Origin of the sequence: Methanolobus sp. WCC1 (assembly GCF_045690315.1) — an archaeon.
Lineage (GTDB): Archaea > Halobacteriota > Methanosarcinia > Methanosarcinales > Methanosarcinaceae > Methanolobus > Methanolobus tindarius.
On the sequence record NZ_CP146979.1, the window covers coordinates 1,824,307 to 1,848,916 of the forward strand.

22 protein-coding genes are annotated in these 24,610 nt (G+C 40.6%); 7 read left to right on the forward strand and 15 right to left on the reverse strand.

What is annotated here, in order from left to right:
- Positions 1 to 72 precede the first annotated feature (72 nt).
- The 5 genes from V7O61_RS08795 to V7O61_RS08815 all read right to left on the reverse strand — a co-directional run bounded on the left by V7O61_RS08795 (position 73) and on the right by V7O61_RS08815 (position 6,091).
- The gene (locus V7O61_RS08795; RefSeq protein ID WP_407282108.1) at positions 73 to 684 is read right to left on the reverse strand and encodes an indolepyruvate oxidoreductase subunit beta; all 612 of its coding nucleotides are present in this window, start codon (positions 682 to 684) and stop codon (positions 73 to 75) included.
- A 2-nt stretch (positions 685 to 686) separates the two neighbouring features.
- Entirely contained in the window at positions 687 to 2,591 is a 1,905-nt protein-coding gene (gene iorA / locus V7O61_RS08800) for an indolepyruvate ferredoxin oxidoreductase subunit alpha (protein ID WP_407282107.1), read from the reverse strand.
- Positions 2,592 to 2,803: 212 nt separating this feature from the next.
- A complete protein-coding gene (cysN, locus tag V7O61_RS08805; protein WP_023843817.1) occupies positions 2,804 to 4,348 on the reverse strand; it encodes a sulfate adenylyltransferase subunit CysN in 1,545 nt (514 codons plus the stop codon).
- Positions 4,345 to 5,253 carry a sulfate adenylyltransferase subunit CysD gene (cysD, locus tag V7O61_RS08810; protein ID WP_407282106.1) on the reverse strand — a complete coding sequence of 303 codons (909 nt, stop codon included), beginning with the start codon at positions 5,251 to 5,253 and terminating at the stop codon, positions 4,345 to 4,347. The genes cysN and cysD overlap by 4 nt, the downstream gene beginning before the upstream one ends.
- Positions 5,254 to 5,362: 109 nt before the next feature.
- Positions 5,363 to 6,091, reverse strand: a complete 729-nt coding sequence (locus V7O61_RS08815) for a phosphoadenylyl-sulfate reductase (protein WP_023843819.1) — start codon at positions 6,089 to 6,091, stop codon at positions 5,363 to 5,365.
- Between the two features lie 366 nt (positions 6,092 to 6,457).
- On the opposite strand from V7O61_RS08815, the gene V7O61_RS08820 reads away from it, so the two are divergent.
- Both V7O61_RS08820 and V7O61_RS08825 read left to right on the forward strand, forming a co-directional pair.
- Positions 6,458 to 7,861, forward strand: coding sequence for a sodium:solute symporter (locus V7O61_RS08820; protein ID WP_407282105.1), 1,404 nt, complete (start codon positions 6,458 to 6,460; stop codon positions 7,859 to 7,861).
- Positions 7,862 to 7,995: 134 nt separating this feature from the next.
- Entirely contained in the window at positions 7,996 to 8,352 is a 357-nt protein-coding gene (locus V7O61_RS08825; protein ID WP_407282104.1) for a hypothetical protein, read from the forward strand.
- Positions 8,353 to 8,788: 436 nt separating this feature from the next.
- On the opposite strand, the gene V7O61_RS08830 is transcribed toward V7O61_RS08825, so the two are convergent.
- The 5 genes from V7O61_RS08830 to V7O61_RS08850 all read right to left on the reverse strand — a co-directional run bounded on the left by V7O61_RS08830 (position 8,789) and on the right by V7O61_RS08850 (position 17,078).
- Positions 8,789 to 11,458: a PGF-pre-PGF domain-containing protein gene (locus V7O61_RS08830; RefSeq protein WP_407282102.1), complete on the reverse strand. Its 2,670-nt coding sequence runs from the start codon at positions 11,456 to 11,458 to the stop codon at positions 8,789 to 8,791.
- A 220-nt stretch (positions 11,459 to 11,678) separates the two neighbouring features.
- Positions 11,679 to 12,887, reverse strand: a complete 1,209-nt coding sequence (locus tag V7O61_RS08835; RefSeq protein WP_023843742.1) for an ISL3 family transposase — start codon at positions 12,885 to 12,887, stop codon at positions 11,679 to 11,681.
- 242 nt (positions 12,888 to 13,129) lie between these two features.
- Positions 13,130 to 14,242 (reverse strand): (Fe-S)-binding protein, encoded by a 1,113-nt coding sequence (locus V7O61_RS08840; RefSeq protein ID WP_407282101.1) that lies wholly within the window; start codon positions 14,240 to 14,242, stop codon positions 13,130 to 13,132.
- 8 nt (positions 14,243 to 14,250) lie between these two features.
- Complete coding sequence (locus V7O61_RS08845) at positions 14,251 to 15,234, reverse strand: YbgA family protein (RefSeq protein WP_407282100.1); 984 nt, start codon at positions 15,232 to 15,234, stop codon at positions 14,251 to 14,253.
- 266 nt (positions 15,235 to 15,500) lie between these two features.
- On the reverse strand, positions 15,501 to 17,078 hold the full coding sequence (locus V7O61_RS08850) for an aminoacyl-histidine dipeptidase (RefSeq protein ID WP_407282099.1): 1,578 nt from the start codon (positions 17,076 to 17,078) through the stop codon (positions 15,501 to 15,503).
- Between the two features lie 226 nt (positions 17,079 to 17,304).
- On the opposite strand from V7O61_RS08850, the gene V7O61_RS08855 reads away from it, so the two are divergent.
- The 5 genes from V7O61_RS08855 (at position 17,305) to V7O61_RS08875 (ending at position 21,728) form a co-directional block, all read left to right on the forward strand.
- Positions 17,305 to 17,847 carry an O-acetyl-ADP-ribose deacetylase gene (locus V7O61_RS08855; RefSeq protein ID WP_407282098.1) on the forward strand — a complete coding sequence of 181 codons (543 nt, stop codon included), beginning with the start codon at positions 17,305 to 17,307 and terminating at the stop codon, positions 17,845 to 17,847.
- Between the two features lie 370 nt (positions 17,848 to 18,217).
- The gene (locus tag V7O61_RS08860; protein ID WP_407282097.1) at positions 18,218 to 18,925 is read left to right on the forward strand and encodes a type 1 glutamine amidotransferase; all 708 of its coding nucleotides are present in this window, start codon (positions 18,218 to 18,220) and stop codon (positions 18,923 to 18,925) included.
- Between the two features lie 53 nt (positions 18,926 to 18,978).
- Positions 18,979 to 19,518, forward strand: coding sequence for a GNAT family N-acetyltransferase (locus V7O61_RS08865; protein WP_407282096.1), 540 nt, complete (start codon positions 18,979 to 18,981; stop codon positions 19,516 to 19,518).
- 308 nt (positions 19,519 to 19,826) lie between these two features.
- The gene (locus V7O61_RS08870) at positions 19,827 to 21,155 is read left to right on the forward strand and encodes a PGF-pre-PGF domain-containing protein (RefSeq protein WP_407282095.1); all 1,329 of its coding nucleotides are present in this window, start codon (positions 19,827 to 19,829) and stop codon (positions 21,153 to 21,155) included.
- A gap of 84 nt (positions 21,156 to 21,239) precedes the next feature.
- Positions 21,240 to 21,728 carry a metallophosphoesterase gene (locus V7O61_RS08875; protein ID WP_407282094.1) on the forward strand — a complete coding sequence of 163 codons (489 nt, stop codon included), beginning with the start codon at positions 21,240 to 21,242 and terminating at the stop codon, positions 21,726 to 21,728.
- Between the two features lie 62 nt (positions 21,729 to 21,790).
- Here the strand turns inward: V7O61_RS08875 and V7O61_RS08880 are convergent, their stop codons facing one another.
- The 5 genes from V7O61_RS08880 to V7O61_RS08900 form a co-directional block, all read right to left on the reverse strand.
- Positions 21,791 to 22,168 (reverse strand): putative zinc-binding protein, encoded by a 378-nt coding sequence (locus tag V7O61_RS08880; protein WP_023843833.1) that lies wholly within the window; start codon positions 22,166 to 22,168, stop codon positions 21,791 to 21,793.
- A 17-nt stretch (positions 22,169 to 22,185) separates the two neighbouring features.
- Positions 22,186 to 22,419, reverse strand: a complete 234-nt coding sequence (locus V7O61_RS08885) for a thioredoxin family protein (RefSeq protein ID WP_023843834.1) — start codon at positions 22,417 to 22,419, stop codon at positions 22,186 to 22,188.
- Positions 22,420 to 22,468: 49 nt separating this feature from the next.
- Positions 22,469 to 22,651 carry a 4Fe-4S binding protein gene (locus tag V7O61_RS08890; RefSeq protein ID WP_288068723.1) on the reverse strand — a complete coding sequence of 61 codons (183 nt, stop codon included), beginning with the start codon at positions 22,649 to 22,651 and terminating at the stop codon, positions 22,469 to 22,471.
- A 41-nt stretch (positions 22,652 to 22,692) separates the two neighbouring features.
- Positions 22,693 to 23,382, reverse strand: a complete 690-nt coding sequence (locus tag V7O61_RS08895) for a metallophosphoesterase (RefSeq protein WP_023843836.1) — start codon at positions 23,380 to 23,382, stop codon at positions 22,693 to 22,695.
- A gap of 73 nt (positions 23,383 to 23,455) precedes the next feature.
- Positions 23,456 to 24,493, reverse strand: a complete 1,038-nt coding sequence (locus V7O61_RS08900) for a permease (protein WP_023843837.1) — start codon at positions 24,491 to 24,493, stop codon at positions 23,456 to 23,458.
- Positions 24,494 to 24,610 lie beyond the last annotated feature (117 nt).

Genomic DNA, 24,610 nt, shown 5'->3' on the forward strand with positions numbered 1-24,610 from the left:
TCATCGTTCTCTTTATCTGCAAGCTTCTTGCTGTTGTTATCGTGACAGTTACACATTCAACTCACCCTGTGGTTATTTATCCTCGTTTATTTCCCTGCCAGCCTTCTTTGAAACACTTTCAATGGCTCTGTCAAAAACCCTGCGGTTAACTTCCCTGTACTTTTCAGGAATCATCTTCTCAAGTACACCCCACAGATATTCATCAGAGAACGGCAAAAGACCAGCACCTGCAGATGCTGCTATCATGGCAACGTTAGCTGCCTTGTATGTTCCTGCATCCTTTGCAAGTCCAGTGAAATCAGCAGTAATTGTTTGTGGACAACTTTTTTTCAGGAACTCCAGTATTTTCTCCGGGTCATATTCATCGCAACCCTGTGTTGAAGGCATTATAGCATGCTCATTGACAACCATATTACCATCTTTGCCGAGGAAAATAATGTTCCTTGCAGCCTCTGCAGGTTCAAGACCAATAAGCAAGTCTGCTTTTCCCTGTGGTATCAGTGAACCAGAAACATCCTCGCCAATTCTTACATGGCTGGTAACAGAACCTTCTCTCTGTGCCATTCCTATGGTCTCAGCAGTAGCAACATGGAAACCTGCATCCATGGCAGCGGTAGCAAGCAAACGGGAAGCCAATACAACACCCTGGCCACCAACACCTGCTATAAGAATATCGAATTTCATTTTCAGGCCTCCTTCAGTACAATTGCACCAGCCGGACAAATCTGTGCACACAGACCACAGCCACTGCATGTATCCTGTATTACCGGTATGCCTGAGGATATTGAGAATATTGCAGGACAACCAAGCTGGTTTATGCACAACTTACAGTTGGTACATTTTTCCTCATCAACAACATATTGTCCTGTTGGCTTGCATATTGCAACGCATTTACCTTTGAACACCACAGCAGACGGACCTTCGAATTCCATCGCCTCGGCGGCTATATCCATACACTTATCGAGGTCATCAGTTTCAATTGTTTTGACCATCCCTACACCGCAGCTTTTGAGAACTTCTGCAATATCAATCATCTTTGCAGGTGAGCCCATGGCCGTTAAACCTATACCGGGATGGGGCTGGTGTCCTGTCATTGCAGTTGTTCGATTATCAAGAACTGCAATTGTAATATCAGCATTGTTATAGACAGCACTTACAACAGCAGCGATACCGGAGTGGAAGAATGTGGAATCACCTATGAATGCAACCTGTTTTGCTTTCTCACCCTGCATGAATTCAGGAGTATGGGAAAGACCTGCTGCCACACTTATACCTGCACCCATACAGAGGCAGGTGTCCACCATATTAAGAGGACGTGCATTTCCAAGTGTGTAACATCCGATGTCACCGGAAAATACTGAATCAATACCCGCCTGTTTTTTCAGTTTAGCAGCGGTTTTCTTAAAAGCGTAAAATACTGTGCGGTGCATGCAACCTGCACATAATGTGGGAGCACGGATAGGAAGAGCTGGAATATCCTCTGGTTTTACAGCTGCTACAGAATGAGAAAGCCTGATGCTCGCAGCAGCACTTTCAGCATCTTCAGAACCTATATTTTCAAGTGCACGATTAATGCTGTCTGTAACAACATCAACATCATACTCGCCGCTTACAGGGAAAGAGCCGTTCTTCTTTCCGTGGATATTGATATTAAGATGATATTTTCCTGCTATCTGCAGAAACTGTTCTTCCATATAAGGGTCAAGTTCCTCAACAACTATCAGGTCGTTTAAACCTTTCATGAATTTCAGGGCTGCTTTTTCAGGAAAAGGATAAGCTGTACCTGATTTAAAAAAGGAGAAAACATCAGAATGCTCTTTTATTGCTTCCTTTGCATAAAGAGCGGAAACACCAAAAGCTGCAATTCCTATCCTGCTGCTTCCTTTTGTGATCGAGTTGAATGTATTATCGTTAAAGTACTCTGAAAAGTGGTCAGACATTTTTACCTGAAGTTCTTCCAGAAGAGGATGACGCTGGGCTGTCAGCTTCGGGAATATTGTCCATCTGGTGTCCTTCACAAAACCTTCAATGTCCCTTGCTGTTGGCTCGATATCCTCGATGAGAACATCTTCACAGCCGTGGGAAACTCTTGTTGTAGTTCTTAAAATTACCGGAGTTTCAAGCTCATGTGAAAGCTTAAAGGCCAGTTTTGTCATGTCATAGGCTTCCTGTGGGGTTGATGGATCAAGAACAGGAATGTTGGAAAAGTGACCGAATGCTCTTGTGTCCTGCTCTGTCTGGGATGAATGTGGTCCCGGGTCATCGGAAACAAGAATTACAAGTGAACCTTTGATGCCTATGTAGGAAAGACTCATGAGAGGGTCGGAAGCTACATTCAGACCGACCTGTTTCATTGTTACAATAGTGTTGGCACCGGAATATGCAGCACCGACTGCAGTTTCAAGCGCTACTTTCTCATTGGTTGCCCACTCGGCATAAATGCCGTACTTTTTTGCATGTGAAATAATTGTTTCCATGACCTCACTGGATGGTGTGCCAGGATAACCGCTTGCAATCTGGAGGCCAGCTTTCATGGCTCCAAAAGCAATGGCTTCGTTGCCCATTAGTATACGTTTACCGGTCAATGTCATTCCTCTCGAATGAAGATAATTAGAAGATTAGAAAATGAATTTACGGATATTCATATAGGAATATGAATTGCATAAATCAATTAATGTTGACCTATGCACTTATTTGATGAAATATAAATGTTTTGACGGTGGGTTTTTGGAGTTTAGAGAACTAATCAAAAAATCAAAAAAGATTAAGAATGCCACCATGAACAGATGGCATTTAGCTTAATTTAACTTTTAAAGTGGTCCGAGCATATTACAACAGATACACCTGATTTTGTAACAATCTTACACAGGTTCTCTATCATTTCAGAATACTGCCCTACATCAACTGGTTTTCCCTTACAGAGAGTTTCCTTCAGTAGATCGTCATCCACATAGATGCAATGTGTACCATGCATGGAAAGACGGTCATACTTAGCCTTTGCCTCTTCTTTTTTATCAGCAGGATATGAAATTACCCTTGCCTTTACAGACTTGCATCCTTTATCAGGTGATACCTGCTTGTATTTTGTTACCATACCCGCTGCAGCAGTTTGATTCGTATGCGGGTCAATTACTATGAACGAACCCGTAGCCCTGTTCTCTGAATAGATATCTGCAAACACCGGACTCTTCAATTCAACCTTAACCTTACCGATGCTGTTAAGTCCCAGGGATTGCGATGACTTCATACTGATATCATCCGGGTCGAACTCGTGGATAACTTCTTCGAAATTGCCTTTTACCATGCTGGTTGTATGCTTGATAAGATAGTCCTTACCAATCTCCATGGGAGTGTTATCCATCCAGACAATATTTGCCTCAAAACTGCCTGCAATGGCTGGTAGGTCGTCCACTTTTGCGATCATATCACTGCGGCTTATATCGATGTCATCTTCTAGACAAAGAGTCACTGCCATAGGAGAGAAGGCATAATCGAGGTCTCCATCATACGTGACAATCCTTGAAACCGTACTTGTCTTACCGGATGGAAGAACCCTTATTTTATCGCCCTTGTGAACCACACCTGAAGCTATTGTACCGCAATATCCTCTGAAATCATCGCCTCCTCCCCAGTTCACATACTGGACAGGGAACCTGAAATCGTTCAGGTTACGTCCACAGGAGACATTCACATTCTCCAGATAATCAAGCAATGTGGAACCCTTATACCAGGGCATATTCTCGCTTCGTTCAATGACATTATCGCCCTCAAGCGCGCTTATTGGAATATAATAAACAGATTCATCAGATAATTTATCGGCAAATGCATTGAATTCATTCACAATATTCTCAAACACTTCTTCCGAATAGTCTACCAGATCCATCTTGTTGACAGCAATTACAAAATTACGGATACCCAGCAGGGATGAGATAAATGAGTGCCTTTTAGTCTGTGTAACAACTCCGTTCCTTGCATCAATGAGAATCAGGGCAAGGGATGCATTGGATGCACCTGTAGCCATGTTCCTTGTATACTGCTCATGACCCGGAGTGTCAGCTATAATGAAACGTCTCTTTGGAGTGGAAAAGAACCTGTAAGCAACATCTATAGTAATTCCCTGCTCTCTTTCCGACTTCAGACCATCGGTGACCAGTGAATAATCTATTTCCTGATTCCTGTGGGTTCTTGAGAAAGTCTTAATAGTGTGTAACTGGTCCTCGAATATTGATTTTGAATCATGTAATAATCTGCCAATGAGAGTGGATTTACCATCATCGACACTACCTGCAGTAGCAAAGCGCAGAAGATCGATGTTCTGACTCTGCTCGATGAGAGATTCGGAACTCAAAAGTATCCCTCCCTCTTCTTTTGCTCCATGGAGCTATCCTGATCGTGATCAATCACCCTTGTAATACGTTCGGAGTGACGTGCAACCATCATCTCCTCAATGATCCTCTCCAGAGTGTCAGCCTCTGATCTCACTGCGCCTGTACAATAATGGCATCCAAGCGTCCTGAAGCGACACATAACATCCCTGACCTCGTCCTCATACTCGTCCGTATAAACTGGAATCAACTGACCGTTCTTTTCGATAACAGGTCTTTCCTTCGCAAAATAGAGGGGAACAATATCGATCTTCTCATGATAAATATAGGTCCAGATATCAAGCTCTGTCCAGTTAGAAAGTGGGAACACCCTTATGGATTCTCCCTGGTCTATCTTTGAATTGAAGAGATTCCAGAGTTCAGGCTTCTGGTTTTTCGGATTCCACTGACCATGTTTGTCACGGAAAGAATATATCCTCTCCTTTGCCCTTGATTTCTCCTCATCCCTTCTTGCACCTCCGAATGCAGCATCATAGCCGCCTTCTTTTAATGCATCAAGAAGAGCTTTTGTCTTAAGCTCGGCACAACACTTAACAGTTCCAACTGATAGGGGATTCACTCCTCTTTCAAGGGCTTCCTCGTTCCTGTGAACTCTCAGTTCAAGACCATTTTTCCTTGTATATTCGTCCCTGAACTCATACATTTCAGGAAACTTGTATCCGGTATCGATATGCAACAACGGAAAAGGTACCTTTTTCGGGTAAAAAGCTTTGATGGCAAGATGGGTCATTACCGATGAATCCTTTCCCACGGAATACAGCATCACAGGGTTATCGAATTCCGCAGCTACTTCCCTGATGATACCAATACTTTCAGCTTCAAGTGTTTTCAGATTTGAAAGATGGTATGATTCTTCCGTAGTTATCATTCAGACCCTCTGTTAATTTGTAAAAATAATTTTATATGTAATTTCAGTGACATTTTTAATTTTCCCTGGAATCTTCCTTTAATATGATATTCCGGTCTTCTGTCTTCTTTCAGTTTTGAGGCTTTATGTTTCCTGAATGCAGACCACATTCTTTCTTTGTAGCCTCTTCCCACCACCAGCGTCCTTCACGCTCATGCTGTCCCGGCAGGACAGGTCTTGTACATGGTTCACAGCCGATACTGACATAACCTTTCTCATGAAGCTCATTATAAGGGACATTGTTCTCTCTGATATAGTCCCATACCTGTTTTGAGCTCCAGTTTGCCAGAGGATTGAACTTTATGAGATTGCCATCCCCAAACGCAGGATCTAACTCTACCACAGGAATAGTTGAACGTGTGTTAGGACTCTGATCCTTACGCTGGCCTGTAATCCATGCAGCCCTTGTGCTTAGTGAACGCCTGAGAGGATCCACCTTTCTGACAGAACAACACTCAGCATGTCCGTCTTTGTAGAATGAGAACATACCTTTTTTCAGGACAAGTTCCTCGGTCTTCTCCCGATTAGCGAAGAAAATCTCAAGCTGGAGGTTATAGTGTTCTCTTACAACATCGAAAAATCGATACGTTTCTGGATGCAGACGACCTGTATCCAGGGAGAAGACACTCACATCAGGCATTATCTTTGTGGCCATGTCGATGAGCACAACATCCTCGGCGCCACTGAATGCAATGGTAATATCCTTGCCAAACATGTTTAGGGCATAATCGAGTATCTCCTGCGGAGAACTGTCTTTATACTCATCAGCCAGCTTCTCTAGTTCTGTTTTTTCGGGCATAGTTAAATTCCATATAATGTTGGATTAAAATATAAGATCATAAACAGATACTGTATATACATCTAAAAATGAACTACATCATAGATATATGCTACCGCCCATCTTAATTGCATTTAATTCTGCATAAAGTAATCAAAAGCTTTTTAAATATTAATGTTTTTTATTGCACATTATAGTACATATAAGTTCATTGAAGGAGGAGAATAATACTTGGTGTTGATACACAACATTTTAACTGAAGTTTACTTCAAACCCCGTTATCTGGATGAACGGAGGAAAAACTAATGCCATTGCCTTATCTGTATTTAATCGCAGCAGTTATTGTTATGCTTGGAATAACTTTCTTTTTCGTACTGAGGCAGGACCATGATTAACCATATACTTCTTGTTCTGTATGTTATCGGAATTCTGCTGTTGTCAATTAAACTCAAACAGGGAACATTTTCAGGATTCGTGATATCTGACCGTAATATCACACACCCTGCTGTTATCGGTATAGCATACATGGCAGCATATTTCAGTGCAGCCTCATTCCTTGGAGGCGGCGGATACGGACTTGTTGCCGGACTTCCCTGGGTAATCTGGGCAGTATTTTTCCACGTTGCATTTGCATGCATTGCCTTCCTTGTTGCACCTAAAATATGGGCAGCTTCACAGCAGTACGATGCAAAGACAGTTCCACAACTTCTGGAACGCCGCTACAATTCACAGAAAGGAAAGGTGCTTCTTGCAGCAATAATGCTCTTGATGTACACCGTTTATCTGGTTGCAATCTTCAAGGGATGTGCAAATCTTTTCCAGGGACTTCTCGGAGTAACTTATGTTCAGGGACTAATAATAGCTGTCATAATTGTCGCCCTCTATTATGTGATCGGTGGACTGCCAGCCATTCTATGGATCAGTTTCCTTCAGGGACTTATCATGCTCGTTGGTGCCGTATTCCTGTACGGAGGACTTCTTTCAAGTGGCGGTGGTGCTGATATATGGAATGCCATCCCGGCAGACATACTGAATATGGGTGGAGCTATGGTTCCATGGCAAAAAACGTTTGGAACTGCCTTTGCAATTAGTCTCGGACTGCTGGCACTTCCTGATCTGCTTATAATGCTGTTCTCGGCAAAGGATAAGAGAGTTGTACGTTTTGCAGGAATCTACGGACCTATTTCCATCACAATTTATGCACTCTGCATTTTCTCACTGGGAATTCTGGCATACGGAGCTTTCAGTCAGGAACAGCTTGCACCTTACATAGCTAACCCTGACGGACTGGTGCCATTCCTTGCAACATCACTTCTCCCTGCAGGATTTGACAGTATTGTGCTGCTTGCAGCTATTTCAGCCGCAATGTCCACAATGAGTGCAATTGTACTTGTTACAACAACATCCCTTACTTCAGACATACTGAAGTACTTCAAACCTGAAACAACAGACGATAAGATACTCAAGATAACAAGGATTGTCGGAGTTATAATTATCATTGTCTCCGCTTTCTTTGCAATTGATGTACCACAACTTATCGTGCCACTGGTTTCTGTTAGTATGGGAGTTATTGCATGCTGTGTTTTCGTACCACTATTCTTTGGACTATACTGGAAACGCGGTACATCAACTGGATTTATCGCCAGCCTCGTTGCAAGTTTTGGCTCAATTGTCCTGTGGCAGCTCTTTGGCAACCCGCTTATCCATCCAGTATTCATCGGACTTATATGCGGAACCGTAGCTTATCTAGGTGGCAGCCTTGCAAGTTCTCCAAACGGAGCAGACAACTAATAGCTCACTTAGATTAAACTGTGCGGAGATTTACTCCGCAATGTCTTTTTTTATACATTATTGAAGTTGTCTGAAATTGTACCATAAAAACTGTTTTAAGTCTTTAGATCTATGAAAATATCAGGTGTTCTGATTTGAATAATGTAATAAGCAAAAGTTTCGAGATTAAGGACTATATGCTTGATAACACTGTGATGAATGGTTTCTGGATGAATCTCATAGACAGGGAAAAACTCACTACTGAAGTTGTTTATTCTCCAGTTAATGCTGAAGTTTTCAGTTCAGATGAAACTGAAAAACTTGCTATAGAGATCGCAAGGAAATGCGATGATTTCAAATCACAGCTTTCTGAAAACATAAACTGTGAAGTTGTCTTCAAAGATTTTGAAGATATGAAATATTCAGCAAATGATAATGAGATTCAGTTCGATGCAAAAGAACTGGATGAGATAAGAGTTGTGTATCGCTTTTGTGTCGGATACCATATCTGATATGTGACATTATTTTTGACTCTGTAGAAATCCTGATTGTGGCTGATACAGCCTTTATGCTATTTTTCCACAAAAACACTGAGCTAAAACAAAGCAATTATCCGCTGAAGACGGCATATTTCGATGATTCCATACAGGAAATGTTGACAAACAATGTTGCATATCAACTGAGAATTTTACAGAACTCCTGCAAAAACTATTCCTGAGTATTACGCAAATCATTTTGTTTATTTTTATGGAAAAGTGCCGACTTTGCCGGACCTTTCGGAACATTCAAATTATTCATGACCTGCGATTAATCATATCAATCTAAGAAAAAACATGCACACCTTAAAGTCCAGATGGCAGATTTTTACACGATATAAAATAAGATGTAAAAGAAACTAAAGTAAAAAAAGAAAGTGTAGAGAGCTTAAAGCCCTCTTTCAACCTTATTTTATTTTCTTCTCATCAGGAACGCAAGTGAAACAAACACAATTCCTGCAAAAGCAGTGAGTCCTGGAGTATCCGGCGTTTCTTCTTCTACAGGTTCTTCTGCAAGCTCTTCAACAGAAGGAGCTGATGCAGGTACCTGTTCTGTGGTTTCAGCGACCTCATCTCCTACAACTTCAAAGATTGAGAATCCAGGGGTTTCGGCGTAGAAATAGATATACTCACCTTCTTCTCTTTCCTGATGAGTGGGCAGATCATTCCACTGTTCACCATGATACCTGCTCATACGTATTGTAGAAACATCAATGTTATTCTCCTCTATCCATTCACGACTGACTTTGAAACGAATCTGGATGTTGTCAGCATTGTGTGTGGAGATAGTCCCACTGGCACCAACGTCGATACTCATGACAGAATAAGAGCTACCTTGTGGTGCAGGTACATCAGATGGTCGTTCCTTAAAGACCTGAACTTTTGAAACTATAAGACCTTCATTATCTTTTGCATCAAAGCTTATAGCCATTACAGGATCGTCTCCACCAGAAAGATCGAATTTTACAGGTGTGCCTCCCATTACATATTTTACAGACGTATCGGTTGAACTTACTGTTGCAGGATCCAGGCTTGGGCCTGTTGAAACACGATTGTGTGAGTCACTTTCTTCAGGAACATTAACTGTTAAAACAGACCTGTTGGTAGAAGTGTTGTAATAATAACTTGTGTTATAGAACATAACTGCAAAATTATAAGTTCCTCCAGCAGACCGTGTCGTATTAAAACTCACATTACCATCGGTAACAGCTTTTGGATCGCCTATAGCATTACCATTTAGTGTCAAAACTGCATTACCTACAAATGTTTCATTATACTCACCTTTTGCGCTGGCATTGATCCATATCAGAGTTCCCGGATCGACAGAGTATGAAGGCTCAGGGTCTGAAGTGATTATGATATCCCTGTTAGTGATATTCAGGGTGAAGATATCAGAATCATTAACTGCAGAAGAATCAGTTGAAGTTCCATTCAAGAGAACTGATATTTCCTGAACAGTTGAATTAGAAAGGGTCTGATTATGCCACTCAGTGTCGCCTGAATCCACTACGCCCTGATTGCCGTCTGGAATCCATGAAACATTGTAGTTCAGAGATACCCCATTAGCAGGATCTGCTGTTGCAAGAATCGAATGATTTAAGTTGAAATCCCGGCCCCAGTCACAGGTTATATTATTAACATTTCCAATGGATAAAGTGGAGATAACATCTGTAACATTAACTGTGATTGTATGAGTTGTGGTACCATTTACAGCCTGTCCGTCATCAGCCTCAATTTCTAATGAATAACTGGTCTTTGCCTCATAATCCAGTGTGTTCACACCAACACTGTTCAAACGAACTTCACCGTCATCAGAATCGATGTCAAACAGAGACTGTCCATCTCCACCGGTGATTGAATAAGTGATATCCTGATCATCCGAACCACCATCTGAGTTATTCGCCTGTGCATCATAGAATACCATTGTCTGGTTTGTCTCATTCTCTGACAATGTGAAGGTGGTACCTGAATTGAATACTGGAGCATCTCCATAAACGAAAAGTGTGGTTGTAGTTGAGGATAACTCACTGTCTGCATCTTCAGCATTTATTGTCAGAGTTCTTCCAGATGTTACTGTTCCTGAAGGACTGCCGTCGGTATAATTATGAGTGATAGACCGTGCCAGAGAAGTAACAACACTATCTGTTACAAGCATTGCACGAATATTGTCAATACGCATAGTAGCTCCAACAGCCTGTCCACCTGAAGCATCATAACTACCAACAATAAACTTGAATTGCAAATCATTACTATTTTGGGTTACAGTTACCTCTTCTGTCTGCCAGCTGCTGGTTGAACCCTGGTCTGCAAACAAAACGGTACTACCACTATTTTGGTTGTCTATGAGTAATGCGTAAGCCACATACCAATCACCGTCATTGGTAGCCATCCAGTCAAATAATATCTTATCTCCGGCATCAGCCGTAAAACTGGAACTTACTGCTGATGGCCCCCAAACATAACCATATGCTTGTGTACTATGGGCTCCGGCGTTGCTAAGCTTCAGGGCATATGTTCCTTGATTTGCATTGGTATCTATAGATGCTACCTGGGTTATTGTATCGCCGGTATTATCCAGATCATAACCACCATCAGCATCAGGGTCTCCATCAGCAGTTTGCTCCATTATTGCCAGAAGTTCCGGAGTACTTGGAACTGTAGCAATGGATGTGTCTGTGGTCCATCCGGTCAAATCCCCGGATTCAAAATCATTATTTGTTGGTACACTACCACTTTCGGTAATAAAGTCAATTTTAAGTTTTTGACCATCCTGGCCATCATATGTTGAGTTAATAGTACCTATCTGAACAGTACTACTGCCTGTTCCGACATATACATTGCTCCCTGTTACAGAGATTGCACCACTTGTTGTTGGAGAGCCTGAACTTTGTATGTCCAGGTCATCATAGGAAGTTGAATTCGATAGATTGAATTCGATGTAACCGCTTCCAAATCCAGTACCATCTGAATTAGTTACAGTAACATCACTATCAATAATCGTGACCGTCTGTTCTGGAATATTGACATTACTTAAACCGGAATAAGAAGGACCTGTTGCCATTGCCGGTGCTAAAGTTGCCAATACTACTGAAAAAATTGTTAGAAAAAGTACTAATTTATTAAATATACGACCCATTTTATTGCTCCTTTTAATCACAGTTGCAAGATTAATAAAATAATATATGATGCAAATATATAAATACTATCTTATCGAAAGTGGCAAGAACTGAAAAATGATAGCTGGCAAGACTATTAAATTTAATTTAATTTAATTTAATTTAATTTAATTTAATTGGCTCTCTTTAACATCGTGTGGGTAAACGAAGTTTACCCGCCATCAAGAATATCATTGTATTCCTACACTTCTCAGTCTTCAATCCATATGATCTCTTAAAAGCAGTTTTAATTTTGTTGTTCAATCCTTCAACAACACCGTTGCTGATACCTTGTTTGATTGATTCCAATATCCCATGAGAATTTCTTTTAATCATCTTGGCCAATGTGATAATTTCCTTGATGTTGCTATGTGTTCCCCAATAATGCCATTTGTCAAGATATTCCCTCGCTACCTCTATATTTTTTATATCCCACAGACGTTGAAGTCCAAGCTTAAATCTGTAAGCTTTTGCTGTTTTAGTATCCAAATCTTTGATTGATCGAATCTTAGCTATTTCCCTATCCGATAGATTTTCAGGATTTTTCAACCACATGAATCTCGTTTTACCCAGATCTTTATTTGTTTGATACTCCTTTCTTCGAACCTTATCAATTGCATCATTCATCATTTTGACAATATGGAACTTATCGTAAACGATCTTAGCATTTGGGAAATATTCCCTTGCTCCACCCCTAAAAGCAGGATACATGTCCATTGAAATATACTTGATATTATCAGGGTCTATTTTTCTGGAAAGAACTTCCCTGAAGTTCTTGAAAACACTTCTTTTCTTTCCATTTTCAATATGAATTACTCTTGATTGATTTAGATCATAGAACAAGGTCACATAGCTGTGACCTTTTTTGACAGATATTTCATCTACTCCAATAGTATCTAACTCAGAGAGATCCATCTTTGCTCTGGCTTCTTCAACATAATGAGCTAGAATTATCCATACAGAATTTTCATGAATATTGATCAATTCAGCAATTGAAGAAACACTCATTTCTTTGGACATTGCAACGATTAGTGCTTCGAAAAATAATGTAAATCCAGTATTTTGTCTTGTCCATGGAACTTCTACAAGTTTTACATCATCTCCATCACACTTTGTTCGGGGAACTCGTGCATGAATGTATGTTTCATGATGGAAGAAATCAAGGTGTCTCCATACTTTTTCTTTGGTATCATGGAGATCACACAGTTTGTTGCAAACTGGGCAAGGGAACTTCGTTCCCTTGGTAAAATCTAGATAAATATCCATTCTTTTCTTAGAAACATTAAGATCAATGTCTTTCACATACCATGGAGGGGTTATTCCCAGAGCCATTTGAATCAAGAGTTTATCGTCCATCCAATATGGATTGGATGAACAGAATATTAAATTACCCACTCAATCTTGAGGAGATCCATTTAATTTAATTTAATAAAGACTCATCGAAACAAAAAATACATTTAAAAATATGATTGGAAAAATAAGAAAAAAAACATTAAAAATGCTTTTCTCCATTCAAATTACTGCCTTTTGCTCAAAAAGTAAACAATTGAAACAAATAAGATTCCTGCAAGAACAGTAAATCCTGTAGTATCAGGTTTTTATTTTCTAATAAAATCCTCACCTAACACACTTTCCGCCAGCAGCACCGAAACATCCTTAATTTTCATTTCTTCATCCTTTGACTTGCAGGCCCCTTCCATATGATGAACACAGAAAGGACAGTATGAAGCCAGCATCTCAGCCTTGTCCTTATAACCCTGAACCGTCAGCATGGCAATATCATCAGCTATCTCCGGGAAATTAGGTTTAAGACCACCTGGTCCGCCACAGCATACCTGTTCTCCGTCAAAAAGTTCATTGACTTTCACACCCATGCTTTCAAGAATACTACGTGGAACATCCTTTGAATCTCTCATGGGACACGCATCCCTTACAGAAACAGTCAGTTCTAGCTTCTCTGGTTTAAGTGTACCATCTTCTATCATGTCCTTAAACACATTAAGGGAATGCTCAACCTCAAAATTCAGTTCACGATAGAGTTTTGGATACTCCTTACCAAGAACCATGTAACAACCTGGACAGGAAGCTATTACCTTCTTCACCCCAAGTGATTCTATATAATCAACGAACTTTTTCGCGTGCTCTGCAAGATCTTCAAGATGCCCATTATCAAGAAGGAAAAGTCCGCAGCATTTCTCTTCTTTAAGTATCATGGGTCTTATTCCAGCATGATTAAGCAGGCGGATTGTAGCTCTGGCAATGTCCGGCTGGCTGTATGAGACCCAGCAGCCTGCCATGTAAGCTATCTCTGAACTTTCTGCAATGCCAAGATCATCGGTTATCCAGTCAAATCTCTTTTCAGGATCTTTGGCTCCTGGGCTGTTGTGCTCAATTATGTTATTTGAAATTGCCGTGGTCTTTGCAGGCTCCCTGCCCTGCTCTGCCAGTAGTTGCCTTTCATACTGGATTATGTCTGTGATTGGAATATTCACCGGACACACATCATCACATGCACCACAGCGAGTTGAAAGATAGATGTTGTCGTACTCTTCCTGTGTAAGTTCCTCACCTGCAGCAATCTTTGCAAGACTCTCAATTTTGCCCTGCGGAGTGTAAATATTACCTTCTGTAACTTTATTCACAGGACAAACATCCCAGCACTTCTTGCAGTCGATGCAATAACTTACCTCAAGTTCGAATTTGTTCATCATTTCACCCTTTACTCTTTATTCCATTCGTTATCCCAGTAATCTTTTCCCCTGCTTTCATCCACAGGTGCTTTCAGTTCCTCAGGATAAGGATACAAGAACCTGTCCTTATGCGACTCTTCACCAAGAGTCCTGAAAGAAAACATCCTGAGAACTTCTATAACAGCATCCCAGCTTATTCTGTTTTCACTAAAACGCCTAAGCATATTGTCAAAGAAAAGAATTTCGTTATTGTCTTTGTCATCAGAAGTTAAAAGCATCTTCTTTGCAGTTTCAATTTTCAGGACTTCAGAACCTGGTTTTCTCAGCATCTCCTTCAAAAGCGAAGTATATTCGTCAAAAACCATTTTTTCATTTTCTGTTCCTGAAATAAGTCCTGACATTTTATCTAACAACAGCGGACTGTATGACATGAAAAGAAAAACATTCTTCCTGTGAAAGTCCATAAGCAAGTCCATAGAACCCTGGTTCTTTATTTGCCTAAAATGTGCAAAGGCGTAGAGACTTGTCAGGAAATGATGCCTGATGTGTACGTTAAGCAGCCTTTCACTTTCCTCCATAGGATATCCATGATATCTGTCAATAACATGTCCTGCAAAAAATCCTGAAGACCTTTCAACAACCGGGGACATTTCAGCCTTGCCATAGACCTTCACATTCCCAAGACCCATGCTAGGAGAAAGTCCTTTGAAAATAAAACCATCAACCTCTCCCAATTCATCAAGGAACTTTTCAGCAAAACTATTCATCCTCTCTGTGAAATCGAGGCCTCCCTTTGTCTGGATAAGCCTATGTTCACCGTTTATCCTGACAATCCTCAGTGTTTCCCTTGGGACACCAAGACCAATTTCAACTTCCGGGCAAACTATTTTCATATCTGCAAATTGCATCAGATCCCGGACAATAGGAGAGCTGACCTTCTGCCCGTTATACCGCACATTATCAAACTCAAGACACCTGCTTACCAGTAGTACCGGTCTTGGAAAACCTTCCATAAAATAATATTGTAACTGATAGATTATAATAATGACCTAAAAAACTATTTAGGATGCCAGTTCCAAAAAACAACCTGTAAACTAAAAAACAAAGAAGCATCTGCCGAAGACGGTACATTCCTACGCTTCTATGCAGAAGATTATTACAAATATTCGGGACATGATGCAGACAATATAATTCAGGCTCATGGGAAAACGCCAGCTTCGCCAAACACTTCGGGATAACTGGGGTTTTCAGGATCTGCGAGATTCTTATTTCTCAATTCTTACTTTCTGCTTGTGCCTTTTTTAGCCTTTCCTTTCTTTTTACCTTTTCCACCTTTTTTCTTTTCCTCTTTTTCAGTAAAAGATTCCAGTAGCACTACCATGAAATCCCATATTTTCCTGATGGAAGGAATGTAAAGACATTCATCCGGTGAGTGGGGATTTTTAATTGTAGGTCCGAAGGATATCATATCTATATTCTCATACTTTGAACCGATAACAGCACACTCAAGACCTGCATGAATCACTTCTATCTTTGCCTTTTCATCAAAAACAGAGGAATAAACTTCCATGCAGCGTTTCAGTAAAGGTGAAGACATATCTGGCTGCCACGGTGGATAACCGGAATTATGTTCATAAGCTGCACCATATTTTTTTGCAGTTTTTTCGATTGATGAAGTAAGAACTGCCAGTCCAGAATCAACGGAACTGCGCTGGCTTGAGACAATTATAAGTTTTCCATCTTCATCTTTGCCTGTCTCTTTGTCTCTACCTTTGATATTTACAGTAGCCAGATTGCTTGATGTTTCAACCAGTCCTTCCACATCTTTGGACATTGAAGCAATTCCATGTGGAAGATCCTGCAAAAGTCCTATTATCCGGTTTGTTGTTTCAGAATCTGCTCCTTCGTTTTGCAAATCAGAAGAAGGAGAAATAGGAGGAGAAAGAGAAGACGGAGATTCTTCAATTCTAATGGAAATCCCGGATTCAATCTCTGAATACTCAGACCTCAATTTGCTTTCATATTCGGACACAATTGCAGATAATTCATCCTGCCTATCAGCTGGAACAGCTACAGTTGCCTGAGCATATCGTGGAATTGCATTATGAGCAGAGCCACCATTTATACCCTGAATTCTGAGATCCATTTTGCCAGCAATCAGGCTTAGCGCACCTGCAATTAGTTTATTGGCGTTTGCACGCCCTTCATGAATATCAACACCTGAATGACCGCCTGCAAGACCATCTACCATCAGGTTGAAACTCAGCATGTTTTCAGGCAGAGATGAAAAAACGAGTGGCATCTCAATTTTAGTATTAAGACCCCCGGCACATCCTACTGTAAAAATACCCTCATCCTCAGAATCTACGTTGAGCAATATTTCACCGGAGATGAAATCAGGCGTAAGAGCATTAGCCCCGGTCAGACCTGTTTCCTCGTCCACTGTGAATAGAAGCTCAAGTGGGGGATGTCGTAAACTTTTATCTTCTGCAAGTGAAAGTGCAATAGCTATTGCTATTCCGTTGTCAGCGCCCAGGGTTGTTCCCTGTGCCCTGAGCCACTCACCGTCCACAACAGGAATTATCGGATCCTTGCTGAAATCATGTTCACTTTCCTGAGTCTTCTCACAGACCATATCCATGTGACCCTGTATCACAATTGAAGGCAGGTATTCGCATCCTTTTGAACCCGGAACTCCGATAACAATATTGTTCACACTATCAAACTTTACACTAAAACCATGATTCAATGCCCATCCTTTAAGCCACATGGCAATTTTTTCCTCATTCTTTGAGCATCGTGGTATGCTACTGACTTCCCTGAAATGTGAAAGTATGATTTCTGTGATTTCATCCATAGGTCTACCTGCCATTTTCCATTCAACTATTATGCCATCTTACAATACCATTCTGCAATGCAATTCTACAATGCCACTCTGCAACTGGTACTGAAATAATTCTCCTCGATCTTACAATAAACTGCCTGCTCTGTATAAAATATATCACACAACAAAGATAAGAACTATCTTGATAATCTCATTTTATAGTAAAATCTGCAAATACATGATAAAATGAGGAACTAGCATGAGCTATCATGATACTATCAGTGTTATCCTGGGTGATATCGTTGAGCAGGAAGTTGATGCAATAGTAAACGCAGCCAACAATTCCCTGCTTGGAGGAGGAGGTGTTGACGGTGCCATTCACCATGCAGCAGGAGAAAAACTTCTGGAAGAATGCCGAACCCTTGGAGGATGTCCTACCGGCGAAGCAAAGATTACCGGAGGCTATCTGCTCCCTGCCAGATGGGTAATACATACGGTTGGACCCATATGGAATGGAGGACATCAGAAAGAGGACGAGTTTCTTGTAAGAGCTTACAGGAATTCCCTTCTGCTGGCAGAGGAATATGACATCAAAAGTATCGCATTCCCTGGAATCAGCATTGGAGCCTATGGTTTTCCTGTTTACAGGGCATCTGTGCTGGCCGTGAGGACTATTCTTGAACATATGAAAAACGGTTGCTTGCTTGATGATATCAGGTTAATCTGCTTTAACGATGAAGCCTATCATTTTTATTCGAACGCCCTTGAGCTGGCTGTATCAGAAATATACAGCAATAAATAAGTATAATAAGTACTGCATCATCATTATGAGAATTAGCATATCCTGAAAAAACGATATATTTATGTATAATGAATTCAAGGTAAACAGATAATAAGTTTGATTACAATATAAAAAAATCAGACTTAAAAAGCCGTGCAGGCATTACTCTTATCGTATGGTACGATAGATTGGTTGGTTGGTAAAAAGTTGGTTGGTGGTTACCGGAGTTTTCCGGTATGCAGACCCGTTGAACGGGATTCCTGGCAAAAAACGAAATATGGAATCCTGTTCAGGGTACTCTTTTATTATTCTGTTTTTACAACTGCTGTGATTTTTCCATAGCTGAACTTATTCATAAATCATTTATCCGAATGCTGCATACTAAGTCTTCATGAGCCTGCTTATCGTAAAGAACATCACCAGGGAAGGACCCGGGATACTGGAAAAAATACTGCATGAAAACAATATTGGTTTCCACATAGTAGATCTGGATGCGGGAGATAATCTTCCTGAACCTGACAATTATTCTGCACTCATTGTATTTGGCGGGCCGGACAGTGCCAATGATAAAACTGAAAAAATGCACCAGGAACTTGCAATGATAGAAAAGGCGATTGACCTGGAAATTCCTTATCTTGGAATATGTCTTGGAATGCAGACTCTTGCAAAGTCCCGGGGAGCTCTTATTCGCAAAAATGAAGTAAGGGAAATCGGGTTCACATCCGAAGATGGAGAGTATTATTCTGTAAACATTCAGGATGAATTTGTAAATGATCCACTGTTTGCAGGGCTTGGAAATCCTTTGAAGATATTCCACCTGCACGGTGAAACAGTAGATCTCACTGATAACATAGAACTGCTGGGTACCGGAAAATATTGCAAAAACCAGATAATCAAAGCAGGTAAGAATGCCTATGGAATTCAGGGTCATTTTGAGCTTACACCTGAAATGTTTGAAGTCTGGCTGGACAACGACCCTGAACTTATGGAGCTTGACAGAAACATGCTTTTGCAGGATTTTTATGAGCTGGACGGGGAATACAGCAACAATGGTTATACACTCTTCAGCAACTTCCTGAAAATTGCCGGCTTACTTTAAACCTGCGGGAATTTTTCAAAACTTTTTTGTATGAGTCGGGAAAATAGCAAAGCATGAGGATTCCCCAAAGGCTGGAAACGGATCGTCTCATTATTAGAAGATATACTGAAGACGATCTTAAACAGTTGCATCAATTCCTGAACAATAAAGAGGTTATTGGTTTAACCGATATGCCCTCAAATACGAGTCAGGAAGAAACAGAAGCTTTTCTTGGAATGCTCATAGATTCGTATACAACTGAAAAACCTGTTGCTGCAATGGCTATCTGCCTGAAGGAAAGTGGGAATGTTATTGGATCCTGTGGATTTGCTGCTGTTGATTTCTCAAATGATACACAGATATATTATGCCCTTGACCCTGAATACAGGAATAATGGATTTGCAACCGAAGCCATGGACAAATTAATTGAATACATGATACTTGTTCTTGATATTGACAGGATCTGCATTTATTGCCATCCTGAAAATATTGCATCCATGAACCTTGCAAAACGAATCGGAATGCAATGGCAGACCGGTGTTCAAAAAAAAGATAGTGACTCACATTATTTTCTCCTCACAAGGGAAAACTATCTTTCCGGGAACAAAGCTTAAATCATACGAACCCATAATTTGCATTGAGAGGAAAATGCACACATGTGAAATATGTGGAAAAACGGTTAAAAATGCACTTCTTATACGCAGCAAAAGAGTTTGCATGAACTGTATTGCCGATCTGTCTCTGGAAGAGTTATCCGCAGAGAGATTGGATAATAGTGCCTGCATTTAGACCTTTTTTCAAAACGAACTGGCTCCTGAAGAGCAATGATTTAAAATTGTCATCTATACTGCTAAGTATCCAACATAAATAATAAAATATAAATATATAATAACTAATTTATTTCTCACATAAAGGTGTGAGAATGACCAGGGTACGAAAAGAACGGGAATATAGCAGAAAAACAAAGCTGCAATTAAAACCACGATTTCTGAATATTCAGATAATAGTTACAACAATTCTTCTAAGTATTCTTATTTTTCCGGCATCTGCATCTTCTGTCGTAAGTGTTGAACTGGTATCACAGGAAGTACATGCAGGAGATGATTTTGAAATTTATATCAACATAACACCATCTACAGCAATTGCAGGTGCACAGCTTGATCTCAAATTTGACAGCAGTGTAATAACAGTAACTAATGTTGAAGAAGGCGATTTCTTTGACAGGAATTCTGTTATGTCTATTTTTATTCCCGGCACAGTTGATAACCAGCAGGGACTTATCAGCGGACTGTTTGCAGTCACCCTGGGGCAGGCTGTGATAGAATCTCCCGGAAACTTTGCACATATCACTTTTACAGCATGTGACCAGGCAGGGGAAAGTAGTATCAGCCTGTCAAATGTAATAATAAGTGACGCAAGCGGCAATGAAGTCCCGGTTACCGTGGAAAATTCACAGGTTATTGTTATCGGAACTTCCACCACAGATACCACAGAAGATGCATCAGCCAGTTCCGGCGGTGGAGGAGGTGGCGGTGGTGGAGACACAGGAGAGAGCACCGACAATATTGAACTTAAGGAAGTCAACAAATTGTATATCACAGGAAACAGCGATGTCACTTACAATTTTGATGACAGCAATAATCCTGTAAAAAGCATCAGCTACACCTCACTTAAGAATGCAGGTTTTATCAGCACCACCATTGAGATCCTTAAAGATGTGTCAACAACAGTTTCATACAAGCCAGAGGGTCTTGTCTACAGAAATATGAACATCTGGATAGGAAAAGCAGGATACGCAACTGAAAGCAATATGGAAAACATGAAGATCTCCTTTGCTGTACACAAAAAATGGGTGCAGGTTAATAATGTTAAAACAACTGACATCCGTCTGAACCGCTACCATGATAATGAGTGGCAGATACTTGAAACCGAAATGACCGGGGAAGACAATGATTTCTACTTCTTTGAGGCAAAAACTCCTGGATTCTCCCCGTTTGCAATTACGGCAGATGTAGCAAATCTGGCAGATACGGAAAAGGAAAGTGAGTCAGAAAACGATCTTGTTAATGCTGCTTCAACTTATGATAGCAATGAACAAATAGAGGAGATTGAAATAGAAGATGTTTCTGATTCCACATCTGCCTGCATAAAGGATAAAACCGGTTTTGCAAAACTATCCCAAAATGGTATTCTTCTATGCATGTTTTCTATTTCATTAGTAGTCCTTCTGGGTCGCCGGGAAAGATTGTGATAAAAAAAAGAATACCGGTCTGAAAAAGAATAAATCCTCTGCAAACTATTCTAATTAGAGGTAAATGGGAGGAGAGATTAACCAATGATTGGAATTATGAGTGATTCACATGACAATATGGATGCTATCAAAGCTGCTGTGGAATTATTCAATAAGAAGAAAGTAAGAACCGTTCTGCATGCAGGTGATATAATATCACCTTTTACTGCATCTGCTTTCAGCAAACTTGAGGCAGACCTGTACTTTGTATTTGGGAATAATGACGGTGACAGGTTACTCCTAAAACAGAAATTTGATGAAATTGGTGCGGAATGCTGTGGCGATTTTGGTGATCTTGAGATCGAAGGAATGCGTATCGCACTTATTCACGGAATATATGAAGCACCTGTTGATTCTCTTGCAGAATCCGGGGATTTCGATGTGGTTGTAAGAGGGCACACCCACCACGCCGGTGTTACTGAAATTAATGACACGCTTCTGATTAACCCTGGTGAAACAGCCGGAGTACTCACTGGCAAACGTACCGTTGCACTGCTGGATCCTGAACTTGATGTTGAGATTGTGGAAATCTAAAAAATAATTTGGAAACAAATTCAGGTTAACAAAAACTAAACCTATTTGAAAAATATAGAGTCTCAGAGAAGTTCTGAGACTTTTGCAAGTACATCCTGAACCTGCTGCGGGTCAAGATCAAGATCCTTGTTCTTTTTAATATCAAGTTGTTCTGAAAGCAGAATGTGTCTGTCTATTTCGATACCTGCTTCTTCCATTGTTGCTTTAGCACAATTTACAGGGCAACCATCGATGACAATGATACGCTCACAGCCTTCTGCGGATTTGAGCAGACCTGTCTTTTTTCCACCAATGCCAACAGTACACATCATTGTACCTGTACCCTGCTTGTGCAATTCCACAGCAACTGCATTGCTTAGCTGGCCAACATTGGAAGCACCTGCACATGGAAAAATTCCTACATGATCAGAACCACATGAACATTTTACGCCTTCAGACATGTGAAAACCTCATCACCTTAGTTTTTGATCCATTCAAGGACTTCGTCGACTTTTGGTACTCTGCCAACGATCTTAACTTCACCGTCAACTACAACAGCAGGAGTTATGAGAACACCGTATGCAATAATATCATCCATATTCTCAACTTTAACTATCTCCGCATCAACGCCAGCCTGTGCAACTGCTTCTTCAACAAACTTCTTTGTCTTGTTACATTTTGCACAACCTGAACCCAGAATTTCTATTTTCATACTTTTATCTCCTTTATTGAATTTCAAATTTTAACATTTTTCCAGTTACTTAAGGGAATACTTTTATAGCGTCAAAATCACAGGCTGCAACGCAATCCAGGCAATATTTACATGACTTCATCCTTGCCGGGAAGCAGATTCCATCTTTAAGCTCAAGAATATCGTTCTGGCATGCATCCACGCATGAACCACAGCCTGTACATTTTTTATCGTAAACTGCAACAAATACCATTAGAATACATCCTGTCCTTTAATGAGACTTGTAATGAAATGTCAGTACCCTCTCTTTAATATAGCTATCAGTTCCTCAGGGTGAGGCATTGATTCTTTAATTTTCCGGCATGTTTTGTCAATATCATAATCAAGTCTGATTAACTCAGCTTCACCTGAAACTGTGTCAAAAACCGCACAACTGGCTTTACAGTTTTCATCTCTTGGCTGGCCTACTGAACCAGGATTTACTATCAGCATATCTTTAAATTTCCTGACAAACGGCTGATGTGAATGTCCTATGAAAAGAACATCTGTCTCAATTCCACATATCATTTCTTCAAATTCATCATCAGGAGTTTGCGGTCTCATGTACTCATAATTAGACCTCGGGCTTCCGTGTGTGAAATACAGTTTTAATCCATCAATTTCTTTCTGAATGCTGAATGGAAGATGACGTAAAAAATCCATCTGTTTTTCAGATGTCACTTCCCATGTGTAATCACGGGTTGCAACTGAAAGATGTTTATACTTGTATCCACAGCCACATTCTATACGTGAACCTACGGCAGCATCATGGTTTCCAAGAACTGATTCAATTTTGTTCTCCATGATAAAATCAATACATTCTGATGGTGATGGACCGTAGTCTGCCAGATCACCAAGACAGACCACCATGTCATGAGAAACTGACATTGCAGCATCAAGAGCTTCCTTGTTTCCGTGGATGTCGGATATCAATAATATTCTCATCTTAGCACCGGGTCTTTTAGACTTAATCTTTTAGAGTTTTTAATTTCAGTTTTGAACATCTGGAATTGCCTGCTTATAGAATATACATTCCAAACACATATCCTGCCACTGCTGCTACCACGACAACGAGACCTATGTATGTCATTCCTTTCTGAAATCCCATTATCCTGTTTATTACTATCATATTCGGAAGACTCAATGCAGGACCTGCAAGCAGCATTGATAGAGCCGGACCTTTTCCCATTCCAAGAATGGTAAGTGCACTTATGATAGGGACTTCCGTCAGTGTTGAGAAGTACATAAGAGCCGCAGCAACTGAAGCAATGATATAGGAAGTTACATTGCTGCCACCAACGTATTCCACAACGTATTCTGCCGGAAGAAGCTCAACAATGATACCTGCAAAGAAGACACCGATAAGCAGAAGCGGTGTGATTTGTTTTACAAGGAACCAGGTTTCTCCCATCCAGCTTTCAAGTTCATCCCTGTCAAACCATTTAAGGGATACATATACTGTGATAAGTATCAGTGGAATTTCCACAGCAAGCATTGGATACCAGCTTGTGAGAATCTCAGGAGTTACAAGGATTGCAAGCAGCAAAAGGAAAAGCCATACAGTGTGAGCGTGCTTTTCATCACCGAATGTCTTTATTCCTTTTTTCTCAACATCCTTTCTTTCATACACAAAGGACATTACAAGGCCGATGAATATTGATAGCAGGATTGCAATGACAGCTCGTGCAACACCAAGATCATATCCGAGAATCTTAGCAGTATAAACAATGGCCAGTACATTAATAGCCGGGGCTGAGAACAGGAACGTAGTTGCTGGGCCGATCCCAGCGCCTCTCTTATAGATTCCTGCAAAAAGCGGCAGGACCGTGCAGCTACACACTGCGAGGAGACAACCGGAAACGGCGGCAACCGAATAGGAAACATATTTTGGTGCGTCAGCCCCGAAAAATTTCAGTACGGACTCTTTCGAGAAGAGTGAAGCTATTGCCCCTGCCAGGAAAAAGGCAGGAATAAGGCAAAGAAGTACGTGCAATGCAAGGTACTCCCTGACCGATGCAATGCCAATGTAAGCCAGGTCTATGATGTAAGATGTCATTATTTCAAAATATGTTGAAATGCTATTTATAGGTTATGGTTTCAAATGATTTTGAAATACATTGAATAAAAACTACTTGCTATAATAGTAAGAACCCGGTAACCACTAAAGGTATAT

What these genes read in the sequence shown, in the direction of transcription:
- V7O61_RS08795 (WP_407282108.1), bottom strand. Translation starts at nt 684, where the DNA reads ATGAAATTCGATATTCTTATAGCAGGTGTTGGTGGCCAGGGTGTTGTA.
- iorA (WP_407282107.1), bottom strand. Translation starts at nt 2,591, where the DNA reads ATGACATTGACCGGTAAACGTATACTAATGGGCAACGAAGCCATTGCT.
- cysD (WP_407282106.1), bottom strand. Translation starts at nt 5,253, where the DNA reads ATGATAACTACGGAAGAATCATACCATCTTTCAAATCTGAAAACACTT.
- V7O61_RS08815 (WP_023843819.1), bottom strand. Translation starts at nt 6,091, where the DNA reads ATGCCCGAAAAAACAGAACTAGAGAAGCTGGCTGATGAGTATAAAGAC.
- V7O61_RS08820 (WP_407282105.1), top strand. Translation starts at nt 6,458, where the DNA reads ATGATTAACCATATACTTCTTGTTCTGTATGTTATCGGAATTCTGCTG.
- V7O61_RS08835 (WP_023843742.1), bottom strand. Translation starts at nt 12,887, where the DNA reads ATGGACGATAAACTCTTGATTCAAATGGCTCTGGGAATAACCCCTCCA.
- V7O61_RS08840 (WP_407282101.1), bottom strand. Translation starts at nt 14,242, where the DNA reads ATGATGAACAAATTCGAACTTGAGGTAAGTTATTGCATCGACTGCAAG.
- V7O61_RS08845 (WP_407282100.1), bottom strand. Translation starts at nt 15,234, where the DNA reads ATGGAAGGTTTTCCAAGACCGGTACTACTGGTAAGCAGGTGTCTTGAG.
- V7O61_RS08850 (WP_407282099.1), bottom strand. Translation starts at nt 17,078, where the DNA reads ATGGATGAAATCACAGAAATCATACTTTCACATTTCAGGGAAGTCAGT.
- V7O61_RS08855 (WP_407282098.1), top strand. Translation starts at nt 17,305, where the DNA reads ATGAGCTATCATGATACTATCAGTGTTATCCTGGGTGATATCGTTGAG.
- V7O61_RS08860 (WP_407282097.1), top strand. Translation starts at nt 18,218, where the DNA reads ATGAGCCTGCTTATCGTAAAGAACATCACCAGGGAAGGACCCGGGATA.
- V7O61_RS08865 (WP_407282096.1), top strand. Translation starts at nt 18,979, where the DNA reads ATGAGGATTCCCCAAAGGCTGGAAACGGATCGTCTCATTATTAGAAGA.
- V7O61_RS08870 (WP_407282095.1), top strand. Translation starts at nt 19,827, where the DNA reads ATGACCAGGGTACGAAAAGAACGGGAATATAGCAGAAAAACAAAGCTG.
- V7O61_RS08875 (WP_407282094.1), top strand. Translation starts at nt 21,240, where the DNA reads ATGATTGGAATTATGAGTGATTCACATGACAATATGGATGCTATCAAA.
- V7O61_RS08880 (WP_023843833.1), bottom strand. Translation starts at nt 22,168, where the DNA reads ATGTCTGAAGGCGTAAAATGTTCATGTGGTTCTGATCATGTAGGAATT.
- V7O61_RS08885 (WP_023843834.1), bottom strand. Translation starts at nt 22,419, where the DNA reads ATGAAAATAGAAATTCTGGGTTCAGGTTGTGCAAAATGTAACAAGACA.
- V7O61_RS08890 (WP_288068723.1), bottom strand. Translation starts at nt 22,651, where the DNA reads ATGGTATTTGTTGCAGTTTACGATAAAAAATGTACAGGCTGTGGTTCA.
- V7O61_RS08895 (WP_023843836.1), bottom strand. Translation starts at nt 23,382, where the DNA reads ATGAGAATATTATTGATATCCGACATCCACGGAAACAAGGAAGCTCTT.
- V7O61_RS08900 (WP_023843837.1), bottom strand. Translation starts at nt 24,493, where the DNA reads ATGACATCTTACATCATAGACCTGGCTTACATTGGCATTGCATCGGTC.